Below are 13,215 nucleotides of genomic sequence, written 5' to 3'. Positions count from 1 at the left end.
AGACCGTGATGGCTGAGCCTGCGGTATTAGAGGCGTTCTGCGCCTTTTTTAATAAACTAGACAATACCTGTACAGAAAAGCTATACGAGGTATATACTGAAAATATAATTTTTAGTGACCCGCTGCACCATATTGAAGGTCGCGACGCGTTAGCGCTTTATTTTTCAACCATGTATGAAAATGTCGAGCAGTGCCACTTCACTTACCACACTCGACAGTTACAGGGTCAGCAAGCATTTGTCACCTGGAGCATGACGTTTATTCATCCCCGATTGGCAGGTGGCCAGCCGGTCAATGTGGAAGGCTGTAGTGCACTTACCTTTGCCGCCGATGGGCGCGTTGAGCGTCATCGCGATTATTTTGATGCGGGCGCCATGCTTTACGAACATTTACCGCTGATGGGAAGCGCCATTCGCTGGTTAAAAAAACGCCTTGCCTAAGCGATAACATCACCGCAGGGAACCCGAGGAGGCTTAATGAGCACATGGAAAACGCCCCAACGCATTTGGTTAACCGGTGCCACCTCCGGCATTGGTGAAGCGCTTGCGCGTAAGCTCATCGCCCAAGGCCACCAGGTAGTGCTTAGCGCGCGCAGTGACGAAGCACTCGAAGCTCTGAGCCATGGCCACCCCAATGCCCACCCTCTCCCGCTGGATATCAGCGACCGTCAAGCAGTGCTCAAGGCGGGTAACGACATCCGCGAGCAGCTCGGGGCGTTAAATTTGGCGCTCTTTAATGCCGGCACCTGCGAATATCTGAATGCTCAGCAGTTCGATATGGACTTAGTCGAGCGGGTTTTGAAGCCCAATCTATTCGGCACTTTGTACGGCGTCGAAGCCGCACTGCCGCTGTTGCGCGCGGCGCGCAAAGAGGGCCTCCTGGCTCGGTTAGCCGCCACCTCCAGCGCTTCAGCCTATTTACCGCTACCTCGTGCGGAAGCCTATGGGGCGTCTAAAGCCGCGGTAAGTTACTTTTTAGAGTCGCTGCGCTTAGACCTTGATCAGGAGGGCATTGAGGTCAGCCTGATCCACCCTGGCTTTGTGAAAACGCCGCTCACCGAACGTAATGACTTCCCTATGCCGATGCAGGTAACGGCAGAGCAAGCAGCTGATGCCATTATCGCGGGGCTGGTGAAGGGGCGGCTGGATATCCACTTTCCACGCCGGTTTACCTATCTGGTCAAATTGCTGGGCATTTTGCCCCCCACTGTGCGCCGTCAGATTGGCCTGCGCATGACCCGCAGCCAAAAGGAGTCGTCATGAGCACCATGGCATCGCAAAGTTCTGGGGCATCACAACGTATTGCCATTGTTGGCAGCGGTATTAGCGGCATGGCAGCAGGCTGGTACCTCTCCGCCCAACATGACGTCACGCTGTTTGAAGCAGATTCACGCCTGGGAGGGCACACCGCCACCATGGACGTGAACGTTGCGGAAGACTCCTACGCTATTGATACCGGCTTTATTGTCTTTAACGACTGGACCTATCCGCACTTTCAGCGCCTTATGGCCACCCTGGGCGTCGCCTCACAAGCCACCGAAATGAGTTTCTCGGTACATGAAACAGCGCGGGATTTTGAGTACAACGGTCATACCTTGGGCTCGCTGTTTGCCCAACGACGCAATTTGTTTAATCCCTCTTTTTATCGCCTGCTGGGCGACATTCTGCGCTTTAACAAGCAGGCCACCAACGCGCTGGAGAGCCAACAGCTTCCCGAACATATAACCCTGGGTGAATACCTGGATCGCAACCACTACAACCGCGATTTTCAGCAGCGCTACTTACTGCCCATGGGGGCTGCCATCTGGTCGGCCAGCATCAGTGATTTACGCGCTTTCCCGCTGGCGTTTTTTGTGCGTTTTTTTCGCAATCACGGCCTGCTATCGGTCAACCATCGCCCCCAGTGGTACACCCTGGTGGGCGGTTCGAAAAGCTATATCCCCGGTCTGACGGCGCCCTATGCATCGCGTATTCACCTCAATACACCGGTCACCCGAATTACCCGCAACAGTACCGGCGTTAGTATCACCACGCCCTCCGGAACCCAGCGCTTTGACCAAGTAGTGCTCGCCTGCCACGCCGACCAGGCCCTTGCCATGCTGGGCGACGCCAGCGGCGACGAGAAAGCGATCCTCGGCGCCATGCCGTACCAGGATAACGAAGTGGTGCTACATACCGACACCGCCCTGCTGCCGCGGCGCAAGCGCGCCTGGGCGAGCTGGAATTACCGCCTGGATCAGCGCGATAGCGAAGCACGGGTATCGGTCACTTACGCTATGAATATCCTTCAACGGATAGAGAGCGACACCACTTTTTGCGTGACCCTGAACGACAGCGCCAGCATTGATCCAAACAAGGTGCTGGGCCGCTACACTTACGCACACCCCCAGTTCACCCTGGCTGGCCAAGCGGCTCAGGCACGACACGCCGACATTTCGTCTACGGCCCATCGCACCCACTTTTGCGGTGCTTACTGGCGTAACGGCTTCCACGAAGACGGCGTGTGGAGCGCACTGCGGGTGGCGCAAGCGTTAGGCTGTGATGAAGCCGCCCCGCCGCCTGCGCCACCTTCCGCGCTACCTGCCCATGAGCTGCTAACGCCGCAAGGTGTCGAGGGGCTGAGTTGATGGCTAGCATGCTGACTGAAATGACAGCTGGGATAACCACCCAGCCACGCTCGCGTATTTATCGTGGCACCCTACGCCACCGGCGCTTTACGCCCAAATCCCACGCCTTTAGTTACCAGCTATGGATGGCCTGGCTGGATCTGGACGAGCTGCCCGAGCTGTTCGACAAGGTGCCCGGCTTTAGTGCCCGTCGCCCTGCGCTGGCGCGTTTTCGTCGCGAAGACTATCTGGGGCCGGTTGATCGCCCGCTGAAAACCGCCGTTCGCGAAGAGCTAATTCGGCAGTTGGGAAGCGCGCCTAATGGCCGTATCTGCGTGCTTACCCAGCTACGCACGCTGGGCTGCATGTTTAACCCTATTTCCGTCTACTACGCTTACGACCACCTGGGGCGACTGACAGCCGTATTAAGTGAGGTCACCAATATGCCCTGGCGTGAGCGCACCTGCTACGCCAGCGCGGTGGATCCCTCACGCCATAGTCACCAAGCGCATTTCGATAAAGACCTCCACGTCTCGCCGTTTAACCCCATGGAGATGACTTACCGTTGGAAGTTTAATGCACCCGGCGAAAAGCTCTTTCTGCATATGGAAAATTGGCAGGATCAGCAGTGCCATTTTGATGCCACGTTGACCCTTGACGCCTCACCCGCCACCCGCGGCACGTTGCTAAAAGCCTTGGCTCGCCAGCCATGGATGAGCCTGAAAACCATTGCGGGTATTCATTTTGAAGCGCTTCGCCTGTGGCTTAAGCGCGTCCCCGTTTATAACCACCCCAAGCGCAAGGAGACTTCAAAGTGACGACCCTGCGTTCCACGCCCCCTAACCTTCAACCGGTTGCCGAAAGCCGCTTAACCAAGTGGCTAAAGCCACGCCTAATGGCCCAACTGGACACCTTTCGCGGCGGACGTATCACCCTGATTGAGGGCAATCAGTGTCATCACTTGGGTCAGCAAGGCCCGCTGCAGGTGACCGTGGTGATACGTCACTCCCGCGCTTGGAAACGTCTCGCCTTTGGCGGCACGGTAGGAGCTGCCGAGTCGTATATGGACGGCGATTGGGACGCCGACGATCTGGTCGCCCTGGTACGGCTGTTCGCTGCCAACCTTGAGCATGTGAATGGGAAAATGGAGAACGGCAGCGCTCGCATTGCCCGCTGGCTGCTGGGTGCCGCCTACCGCTTTCAGCGCAACAGCCTAACTGGCTCGAAACGCAATATTGCCGCCCACTACGATATTGGCAACGATCTGTTTTCGACGTTTTTAGATCGCCACCACTGGATGTATTCAAGCGCCGTGTTTCCCTATCCCGAAGCCAGCTTGGAAGAGGCCTCTACCTACAAGCTCGACTTGATGCTGGAAAAGCTCGATGTGCAGCCCGAGCATCACCTGCTAGAGATTGGCACTGGCTGGGGAGGGCTGGCGATTCATGCAGCCAAAACCCGTGGCTGCCGTGTCACCACAACCACCATTTCGGACGAGCAGCACGCCCATACAGCAAAACGCATCATGGAAGAGGGGCTGGAGGACAGAATCACCCTGCTTAAGCAGGATTACCGGGAATTGACCGGCCGCTATGACCGGCTCATTTCGGTAGAGATGATTGAAGCGGTGGGGCATCAGTACCTCGATACCTACCTCAACAAGCTGGATAGCCTGCTGACCGACGATGGGCAGGCCATGCTGCAAGCCATCACCATCCGCGATCAGCGCTTTGAAGAAGCTAAACGCGATATGGACTTTATCAAGCGCTACATTTTTCCTGGCGGCTTTCTTCCCTCGCACCACGCCATGTTAACCAGCGTTATGCGTAAAACGTCGCTGAACATCGTCGCGCTGGATGAAATTGGCCCGCATTACGCGCGCACATTACGCGAGTGGCGCCACCGCTTCGAAGCCAGCCTGGAGCAGGTGAGAACACTGGGCTACGACGAGCGCTTTATTCGCATGTGGCGTTACTACCTGTGCTACTGCGAGGGTGGTTTTATCGAGCGCTCCATCGGCACCTGCCACCTACTGCTGGCGAAACCCGCGGCGAAACCCCTTCCGCTCACAGGCGCGCTCTAAATGGTATCGTGCAAGTGGCAGACGCTGGTGTTGAATGCCCTGCGCTTTGAGGCTGGCTGGCTACTATGCGTACTCGGTGGTTCATGGGTAGCAGCCTTTGCAGGGGGCAGCCTGTTGGCCTGGCATCTATGGCGCTGCGCGTGGCCCGGAGAGTGGCGCTTTATCGCCGGATTTGCGCTGCTGGGACTAGTGATTGATGGAGGCTTGCAATTACTAGGTGGTTTCGATTTTAACGATCAAACGCTGGTGCTAGGGCTTCTGCCGCTATGGCTATGGATGCTCTGGCCGCTGTTTGCCACCCTGGTCTATCACTCACTGGCCTGGCTGTGGCGCTACCCGCTGCTAGCCGCGCTATGTGGTGCCATTAGTGGCCCACTCTCTTATTATGGCGGCGCACTACTGGCAGAGGTGACCCTGTCGGCTTGGTTACTGCCCGCTCAGGCGCTCGTTTGGGCGTTGCTTTGTGTGGGTATTAGCTATTTTAAGCCTATGAGGCAGAGGGGACGGTGACTGGTGCAGGCACCAGACGTTTTTCCAACTCAGCGGCGGCAAGCGGCCGAGCAAAGTAGAACCCCTGTACGGACGTGCACCCGGCATTAACCAAGAACTGACACTGCTCTTTGGTTTCAACACCTTCGGCAATCACTCCTAGCCCCATGCCTTCCGCCATCGCTAGCACCGCCTTAACAATCGAGGCGTCCGCCTGATCGTGCGGCAGCTCTTTAATGAAGGCCCGATCGAGTTTAATTTTGTCCACCGGCAAGCGCTTCAAATAGCCAAGCGACGAATAGCCCGTACCAAAGTCGTCGATGGCAATCGCAAAGCCTTGATCCCGTAGCGCCTGCAAGCGTGGCCCCATATCCCCCGCACGCTCGTCGAGTAGCACCGACTCCGTCAGCTCTAAGCCAATTTGCGAAGACTTCAGTTGGTAACGCTTTAGGCAGGTCGTCAGTTGGCTCTCCAGGTCACCTTGAAACAGCTGCAGTGCCGAAATATTGACCCAAATTGTTAGCTTGGGCATAGCACTATTACGCCAATGGGCTTGCTGGGCACAGGCTTTTTCGATCACCCAGGCTCCCAGTTGACTCATTAAACCATGCCTCTCGGCCAACGGAATAAAGTCGCCTGGGGAAATCATGCCATCCTTGGGATGGCGCCAACGCAGTAACGCCTCCATGCCCACCAGCTCGCCGCTGGCAGGGTCATGCTGGGTTTGATAATGCAGTTCCAACTGGTCACCGGAAATAAGCGCGGCGCGCAGGTCACTGACCAGCGCCAGTTGAGGATTATCCTGCTTATCCAGCGCCGGGCGAAAGCGCTGACTTAAGTTACGTCCTAGCCGTTTGGCGCTATAAAGCGCCGACTCTAAGCGCTGGAAGAGTACGCCGGAGTCGTTACCATCTTCAGGCACGCGACAGCTGCCAATCGTGAGCCCTAAGCGCAGCGAGTGGTCGTTAATTTCAAAGGGCCGACTCATATGCTCACGCAGGGTGGCTACCCACTGGTCGTGATCGTCAAAAGTGGTGGTACGGATTACCATAAACTCATCGCCGCCCAGGCGCCCTACCACGCTCCCTGCTACATAGCCTGTTAGCCGCTGGGCAAAACGTGCTAACAGCCGATCACCCTGCTCAACCCCCAGGCTATCGTTGACTGATTTCAAACCATCTATATCCACCAGCGCCATATCCAGGCTCTCACCTGCGCGTAAATGGTGCAGCCGAGAGGCAAGCAGATCGTGGAGACGGCGACGGTTAGGCAGCCCAGTGAGAGGGTCCTCATAGCCGATACGGCGTAAATCGCGCTCACGAGCTTTTTGTGCCGAAATATCGGCAAACAAATTAATAAAATGGGTAATGTTGCCGCGTTTGTCGGTCACGGCACGGACTTTTAGCCACTCGGGGTACTCGTCGCCGTGTTTACGGCGGCTCCACATTTCACCTTCCCAGCGGCCGGTGCTTTTTAGCGTACTCCAAAACGTTTGATAAAAGGCTTTGTCATGGCGCGGGGCTGCCAGTGTTTCCAGCTTCAGCCCTTGAATCTCTTGGCTGGCATAGCCGGTAATTTCGGTAAATGCTGGGTTAACCACCATCACGCGATTTTGCGCATCGCTAATCACCATGGCATCGCTGGCAAGTCTTAACGTATCTTGCGACAGTCGCAGACGTAGCTGCTGTTGACGCACTTGTTTCCAGGCGTCCCACAGCCCAAGCGCGACCAGCGATGCTGCCACCAGACGTAGCATCGCATCAGGTATCCAAACACAGGCGGGAAGCGCCGTCAGTGCGACCCAAACTAACGGACGATTGAGTGAAACAGGAAGCCACATGGCGATTCGCTATACCCTATACAAATTAACTCAGATAAAAATTAGCGTTAGGTGCCATGCTGATCATGCCGCCTAATAAGTCACTTGGATACTCTATATTACGGCAATGGAACACTTATTGTGCATAATCGGCTATTAATGAGCCAAGCCGCTCACTTTTAGTGCTATCGGCCAACCCGCTAAAATCTCTAGTGATGGACGATAAATAGCCTGTTACGTGCATTCAGCGGTTTCGGGAAGTAGACTAGCCACACAACCAATTTGATATTCGGAACGATTCAGTGACCAAGCAACATTCCTTTGATCGCGAAGAACTGCTGGCCTGCTCCCGCGGCGAGCTATTCGGCCCCGGAAATGCACAGCTCCCGGCTCCTAACATGCTGATGCTTGATCGCATCAAGCACATTCACGAAGAGGGCGGTGAGCATGGCAAGGGCGAGCTGATCGCCGAGCTGGATATCACGCCTGACTTGTGGTTCTTTGACTGCCACTTCCCTGGGGATCCCGTTATGCCTGGCTGTTTAGGGTTAGACGCCATGTGGCAGCTAGTAGGGTTTTACCTGGGCTGGCTAGGCCACCCTGGTCGCGGACGTGCGCTTGGCTGCGGCGAAGTTAAATTCAGCGGACAGATCCTGCCGGATGCACAAAAAGTGACCTATAGCATTAATATTAAGCGTATTATTACCCGACGTCTTATCTTGGGTATCGCCGACGGCACCGTAACCGTCGACGGACGCGACATTTATCAGGCTAATGATCTGCGCGTTGGCCTATTTACCTCCACTGCGAATTTCTGAACAGGAGGCTCCCATGCGACGAGTGGTAGTCACCGGCCTTGGCATCGTATCGTGCCTTGGCAACGACCAACGACAGGTCCTGGACGCGCTCAAAACTGGGCGTAGCGGTATTCGTTTTAAGGAAGAGTATGCCGAGCGTGGCTTCCGTAGCCATGTGGCAGGCAGCGTCGATATCGATCTTGAAGCACTCATTGACCGCAAACTACTCCGCTTTATGGGCGACGCGGCGGCCTATGCTTACGTTTCTATGGCCCAAGCCATCGAAGACGCTGGGCTAAGCGAAGCGCAGGTCTCCAACGAGCGTACGGGGCTTATTGCGGGCTCTGGCGGTGCTTCAAGCGCTAATCAGGTTGAAGCAGCCGACATACTGCGCGAAAAAGGTCTGCGCCGCGTTGGTCCTTATCGCGTCACTCGGACAATGGGTAGCACTGTGTCAGCGTGCTTGGCAACGCCGTTTAAAATCAAAGGCGTCAATTACTCCATCTCTTCTGCCTGCGCGACCTCCGCACACTGTATTGGCAGCGCGATGGAACAAATTCAGCTTAACAAGCAGGATGTGGTATTTGCCGGTGGCGGAGAAGAGGAGCACTGGACCCTCTCCTGTTTGTTTGATGCCATGGGTGCGCTCTCTACCCACTACAACGATACCCCTGAAAAGGCCTCACGCCCTTACGATAAAGCTCGTGACGGCTTTGTTATCGCCGGCGGCGGTGGCATGCTGGTGTTGGAAGAACTCGAGCACGCTAAAGCCCGCGGCGCCAAGATCTATGGCGAACTGGTGGGTTACGGCGCGACTTCTGACGGCCATGATATGGTCGCCCCTTCGGGAGAAGGTGCTACGCGTTGCATGCGTCAGGCGATGGCAACGGTCGATGGTGATATTGACTACATCAATACCCATGGCACTTCGACCCCCGTCGGCGATGTTGCCGAACTGAAGGCGATACGCGAAGTGTTTGGGAATACAACACCTGCCATGAGCTCGACCAAATCGCTCACCGGCCACTCCCTGGGGGCTACCGGTGTACAGGAAGCGATCTACTCACTGCTGATGATGCAACACAACTTTGTTGCCGCCTCAGCGAATATCACCGATTTGGATGAGCAGGCCGACGGCTTTGATATTGTCACCGAACGCCGCGATGACGTGACGATAGAACGTGCCTTGTCTAATAGCTTCGGCTTTGGCGGTACCAATGCGTGTTTAGTCTTCCAGCGTTTCAACGACTAACGCTAGTACGGCTACTCGCATGATAAGCATAAAAACGGCGCCCATTGGGCGCCGTTTTTATGCTCAGGCTTTTATGTACAGGCGTAACGTATACGCAAAAGACGGTTACCGAGAGGTAGGCCGTGGCACGTCTGAAATTTCCTGTAACTGCGCTTCAATCCACGCCTCGACGTCTGCGAGCACTTCATCGGGCATACGCCCGGCTGTTTCAATCGGCTTACCAATGCGCACACGCAGTACGCCTGGCCGCTTAACCCAGTGGCGGCCTGGCCAGCGTTCACCCGCATTATGAGCCACCGGCAATACCGGCACCCCTGCCCGACACGCCACCACGCTACCACTTTTGTTATAGCGTTTGCGGATGCCTGGATCTACCCGTGTCCCTTCAGGAAAAATCAGTACTGAAAGCCCCGTTCCCAAACGCTCGACGCCTTGAGTAAGCACTTGCTTCATCGCCCGTGCTGGTTTCGAGCGGTCCAGACTAATCGGGCGAAGCAGACGCAACCCCCAGCCAAAGATCGGCAGGCGCAGTAATTCGCGCTTTAACACGGTACATACCGGTGGCTTCATCACCTGTAGAAACACGGTTTCCCACTCACACTGGTGGTTGGCTTGAATCACACACGGGCCACTGGGCAGGTTTTCCCGCCCTTGGATGTCGTAGCGCACCCCGCAGGCAATACGAAACCACACCATCAAAAAGTAGTTATACAAATTAAGCAATCGGTAGCGGCCAGACAGTGGAAGAAACGGCGCAATGGGCAGAAACAGGATGCCGATCATCAGCATGGCCAAAAAGTAGCCAGCATAAAAGACCAAGCTGCGAACCACATTTATCAAGCCGACGCTCCTGTATTGCTGACACGGTTACTTTCACGGGTTAAACACCACGTATCCAACATACGCCCAGCCTCTAACCGCCACGGTTTTTGATGGACGCCAAACACATCCAGCACACGCCGGCAGTTCAAAACGCGCCGTAGCTTTGCATCATGATGATGTTTAAGCGGCTGAACCTCGCCGAGGGTAATCTGCTCACCGCGCCCCTCAAGGTGCGTTAACAGCTGAGTACGCACCATGGAGGTAAAGGTAAAGGCGCTGACCGGCTCGGTGCCAGCAAGATGGTAAGCCCCCCAAGCCTCAGCACCGCTGACCTGCTGCTGTAGCATGCCAATCAGCGCCATGGCAACGGCATCCGCGGAGGTCGGGCAAAAAATCACATCCTCCGCAGCGCGCACTGCCTTCCCGAGTACCAAATCACCAATGATGTCATTTAGCCACGCATGGCTTCCTTCCAGCGCAAACAGCGGGCCTAAGCGCACAATCAAATGACGCCGAAACTCCGCACGGATGCGATCACCGGTCTGCACCAGACGGCGCAAGCTATCATCCCGTGGCGCGGGCACCACATGCTCATCAATGGGGACATCCAAACCATCTTCATAGAGCTGATCGGAGACACACCATATCAACGCTACGTCTTGCGCCTGGCAGGCATCCAGACAAATATCTACCGCATCGGCATGCGCCGTCACATCCGCTGGCGCCATATTCAGTGGATGGGCCAACGGTGGAATAATCACGGCGTCGGGGGCTATCGCCTCAAGACGAGAGGCGGTAATGATTGTACCCTGTTCAATGACTAACTCCGTATCGGCGCGACGGCTTGCTTCCCGAGCCAGTGCCAAGTTTAAGCAGTGGCCGGCATCCAATATCAAAAGTTTCACAACCATCCTCTGCACAATTTACAAACATTAGTGCCAACCACCCAAGATCTAGGCACTGTCGTACAAGATAAGGCTCATGGCTGCCGCTCGGCGACAGGAGCGGTACACTTTACTGGTTCTCGCCCCCCGTAGGAAGCCTCCTCACCGCCGTGACCGACGAATTTGGCCGCTATTACGGTCAGAATAAACCGCGTGAAAAACCAATCTTAAATAGCTGCATAATGGATATTATCAGAGTAAAGCGCCTTAAACACTGGTGACGAGATGGAATCAACCACAGTCTATTGCTTAAAAAACTAATAACTCTCTAATGACATTCTTGACTATATAGGCAGTAAAAAGAGTTCAAATAGTAATCAATCATCAACTCCAAAAAACTAAAGCCTCATCATAAGATAATCATTTTTTTAGCCATATTTCTAAACAACTTACCAAACACTCATATTACATGAGCTATAACCCTCTACTTTCTAAAAATAATATTTAATAAACCAACCAGACAATACAACGACATTAGAAATTTAACCCTTGTGAGATATGAGAGGTTAACTAAGGTAGAAAATTGTAACGAGCATGGAGCCGAGGTGGCCACTACACGGCTCATGGGGATCTGATGCTCAGCACCTTCTCAATATCAACAACCCTAATATGCCAGGTGTTGCCTGCAATTAGCTAATTACATCACAGGGGTGTCTTATGTTCTCTATTTCTTGGGTCGATGCAGCGAGTGGTGAAGTCCAGCGTGGCTTAAACAGCGCGCAGACAGTGGCAGTAGATGAAATAGAAAATAGTGCAATCCGTATCATTCCTATCATTAATACCCCCCTTGATTCGTTATCTCTTACGGAATCAATCGAATTAACCATCATTAATAGCGAGGGTGAGTCACTAACGCTCACGAAAACATCTCCACCTTTTATCTTCGATAACCTCCCTAACCTTACCAATGGTGACGTTCAACTGCTGATTAGCGCACTCGACAGTGGAGGCAACTTAATTGAAGCTGGCAGTGAGGCGGTCACCTTTGAAGTCACCGAAAGCCTTCCCGTGCCCCCTGTTTTCATCCCCATCCGTATTCAGGCAGAAGATACCGACAATACAGATGGCGACAGCAACTATGCTGTTATGACAGGCGGCGTGACCACGTCCGCCGTCGGTGAACCCAATGCCGTTAATGCTGATGGCAATGCCTATGCCGATTTTGTCGGCCCGAGTGGTGAAACTCTTACCTTCAATATCGATGTCCCGGAGGCGGGTGAATATGAACTGGCGGTAAGCTACGCCTTGAGTCGAAACAACGATGCTGTCGCCAGCGAACGTAACCGCCCTCTGCGTCTAGAAGTGAATGATCAGTTGGTTGATCGCATGTTTGACCTACGCAGTACCAGCCCCGAAGGCAATAATAATGCAAGTGACTTCACTACCTTCGCTGAACGCACCATTATTGTGCAGCTTCAAGAGGGGCAAAACAGCGTCAGCTTTACGTCAAATGGCCTCAGCGGCCCCAATGTGGATTATCTCGAGATCCGCAAACCCGCGCTAGGCAGTCAGGTGATCCAAGGCGAAGAGCTTTTTTTGTCACCAGAACCCGACCTAACCCCAGATGGCATCGATACCAATCGCCCGGTGACTACCGCCAATATCGTAAGCCTCAACGACACCTTTCGAGTAGGTGCCGAAGAGGCTAGCTACCTGGATTGGGCATTTGGCAATGTAGATGCTTATGGGGAATTTGTTTATCAAGCCCCCGTCGCAGGCACCTATTCCATGACCGTGACCTATGCCAGTTCCAGCGGCAGGCCGCTTGATTTGTCGCTGGTCGAAGGCAGCGGCTTAACGAGTATTGGCACCTTTGCATTTGCAGAAACAACGCCCGCCCTTTATATGCCCGATGATCTCGATGATCTGCCCAGCGGCGTAACTACCAGTACGCCCGCTGCCACGCAATGGGAAGGTTGGACGACAGAAACACTCGAATTCACGCTAGCCGCTGGCGAAAACTTACTGCGGCTGGGCGGCCGCGCCAACGGCCCCAATATCGATAAAATTGAGATGGCGTTGGTGGCGGCAGAGCCTTCCGCACCCACCGCCCTGCTGCTAGATAACAACAGCGTGCTGGAAAACCAGGAAGGCGCCGTTATTGGTCAGCTCATTGTGGAAGACCAGGATGACGACACCCATAGTTTTACTGTCAGCGACGAGCGCTTCGAGGTAGATGTCAGCGGCGTATTGCGCTTGAAAAGCGGCACAAGCCTTGATTTTGAAACGACAACCTCGGTCAGCGTCGAGATAACCGCCACTGACCCGGCGGGTGCGAGTGTTAGCGAAACATTCGTCATTGCCGTTGGTGATGTTGAAGATAGCGTTACACCTCCTCCCGAGCCCGCCGATCCCATCCGTTTACAGGCGGAGGCGTTCGATACTGCCACAATCTTCACCATCG

At 54.6% G+C, this 13,215-nt stretch carries 11 protein-coding genes and 1 pseudogene; 9 read left to right on the top strand and 3 right to left on the bottom strand.

Going from position 1 to position 13,215, the window contains the following annotated elements; all coding sequences use genetic code 11:
• Positions 1 to 8 precede the first annotated feature (8 nt).
• The 6 genes from K7H09_RS16130 to K7H09_RS16105 are packed head-to-tail and all read left to right on the top strand — an operon-like array spanning position 9 to position 5,198.
• Positions 9 to 440 (top strand): nuclear transport factor 2 family protein, encoded by a 432-nt coding sequence (locus K7H09_RS16130; protein ID WP_022520889.1) that lies wholly within the window; start codon positions 9 to 11, stop codon positions 438 to 440.
• Between the two features lie 36 nt (positions 441 to 476).
• Positions 477 to 1,262, top strand: coding sequence for an SDR family NAD(P)-dependent oxidoreductase (locus tag K7H09_RS16125; RefSeq protein ID WP_039860229.1), 786 nt, complete (start codon positions 477 to 479; stop codon positions 1,260 to 1,262).
• The gene (locus K7H09_RS16120; RefSeq protein ID WP_041158906.1) at positions 1,259 to 2,626 is read left to right on the top strand and encodes an NAD(P)/FAD-dependent oxidoreductase; all 1,368 of its coding nucleotides are present in this window, start codon (positions 1,259 to 1,261) and stop codon (positions 2,624 to 2,626) included. The genes K7H09_RS16125 and K7H09_RS16120 overlap by 4 nt, the downstream gene beginning before the upstream one ends.
• Positions 2,626 to 3,423 carry a DUF1365 domain-containing protein gene (locus K7H09_RS16115; protein ID WP_241254316.1) on the top strand — a complete coding sequence of 266 codons (798 nt, stop codon included), beginning with the start codon at positions 2,626 to 2,628 and terminating at the stop codon, positions 3,421 to 3,423. Before K7H09_RS16120 ends, K7H09_RS16115 begins: the two co-directional genes overlap by 1 nt.
• Entirely contained in the window at positions 3,420 to 4,688 is a 1,269-nt protein-coding gene (locus K7H09_RS16110; RefSeq protein WP_027958777.1) for an SAM-dependent methyltransferase, read from the top strand. The genes K7H09_RS16115 and K7H09_RS16110 overlap by 4 nt, the downstream gene beginning before the upstream one ends.
• A complete protein-coding gene (locus tag K7H09_RS16105; RefSeq protein WP_022520893.1) occupies positions 4,689 to 5,198 on the top strand; it encodes a DUF2878 domain-containing protein in 510 nt (169 codons plus the stop codon).
• Here the strand turns inward: K7H09_RS16105 and K7H09_RS16100 are convergent.
• Positions 5,176 to 7,017, bottom strand: coding sequence for a putative bifunctional diguanylate cyclase/phosphodiesterase (locus tag K7H09_RS16100; RefSeq protein WP_230805185.1), 1,842 nt, complete (start codon positions 7,015 to 7,017; stop codon positions 5,176 to 5,178). The genes K7H09_RS16105 and K7H09_RS16100 overlap by 23 nt on opposite strands.
• A 281-nt stretch (positions 7,018 to 7,298) precedes the next feature.
• On the opposite strand from K7H09_RS16100, the gene fabA reads away from it, so the two are divergent.
• Entirely contained in the window at positions 7,299 to 7,814 is a 516-nt protein-coding gene (gene fabA / locus K7H09_RS16095) for a 3-hydroxyacyl-[acyl-carrier-protein] dehydratase FabA (protein ID WP_022520895.1), read from the top strand.
• Between the two features lie 13 nt (positions 7,815 to 7,827).
• Entirely contained in the window at positions 7,828 to 9,045 is a 1,218-nt protein-coding gene (gene fabB, locus K7H09_RS16090; RefSeq protein WP_022520896.1) for a beta-ketoacyl-ACP synthase I, read from the top strand.
• 105 nt (positions 9,046 to 9,150) lie between these two features.
• Here fabB and K7H09_RS16085 read toward each other — a convergent pair whose 3' ends face one another.
• Positions 9,151 to 9,885 carry a lysophospholipid acyltransferase family protein gene (locus K7H09_RS16085; RefSeq protein ID WP_022520897.1) on the bottom strand — a complete coding sequence of 245 codons (735 nt, stop codon included), beginning with the start codon at positions 9,883 to 9,885 and terminating at the stop codon, positions 9,151 to 9,153.
• On the bottom strand, positions 9,882 to 10,772 hold the full coding sequence (locus K7H09_RS16080; protein ID WP_022520898.1) for a sugar nucleotide-binding protein: 891 nt from the start codon (positions 10,770 to 10,772) through the stop codon (positions 9,882 to 9,884). The genes K7H09_RS16085 and K7H09_RS16080 overlap by 4 nt, the downstream gene beginning before the upstream one ends.
• A gap of 696 nt (positions 10,773 to 11,468) precedes the next feature.
• Between K7H09_RS16080 and K7H09_RS16075 the strand changes: the two are divergent.
• A pseudogene (locus K7H09_RS16075) lies at positions 11,469 to 13,215 on the top strand (carbohydrate-binding protein); the annotation flags it as partial.

Origin of the sequence: Halomonas sp. IOP_14 (assembly GCF_021021315.1) — a bacterium.
GTDB classification, from domain to species: Bacteria; Pseudomonadota; Gammaproteobacteria; order Pseudomonadales; family Halomonadaceae; genus Vreelandella; species Vreelandella titanicae.
Note: the sequence above shows the minus strand (reverse complement) of the source record. Positions and strands in the feature narration are given on the sequence as shown.

Bases quoted from the DNA above. Each gene is read 5' to 3' on its own strand.
- K7H09_RS16130 (WP_022520889.1), top strand. From the start codon at position 9: ATGGCTGAGCCTGCGGTATTAGAGGCGTTCTGCGCCTTTTTTAATAAA.
- K7H09_RS16125 (WP_039860229.1), top strand. From the start codon at position 477: ATGAGCACATGGAAAACGCCCCAACGCATTTGGTTAACCGGTGCCACC.
- K7H09_RS16120 (WP_041158906.1), top strand. From the start codon at position 1,259: ATGAGCACCATGGCATCGCAAAGTTCTGGGGCATCACAACGTATTGCC.
- K7H09_RS16115 (WP_241254316.1), top strand. From the start codon at position 2,626: ATGGCTAGCATGCTGACTGAAATGACAGCTGGGATAACCACCCAGCCA.
- K7H09_RS16105 (WP_022520893.1), top strand. From the start codon at position 4,689: ATGGTATCGTGCAAGTGGCAGACGCTGGTGTTGAATGCCCTGCGCTTT.
- K7H09_RS16100 (WP_230805185.1), bottom strand. From the start codon at position 7,017: ATGTGGCTTCCTGTTTCACTCAATCGTCCGTTAGTTTGGGTCGCACTG.
- fabB (WP_022520896.1), top strand. From the start codon at position 7,828: ATGCGACGAGTGGTAGTCACCGGCCTTGGCATCGTATCGTGCCTTGGC.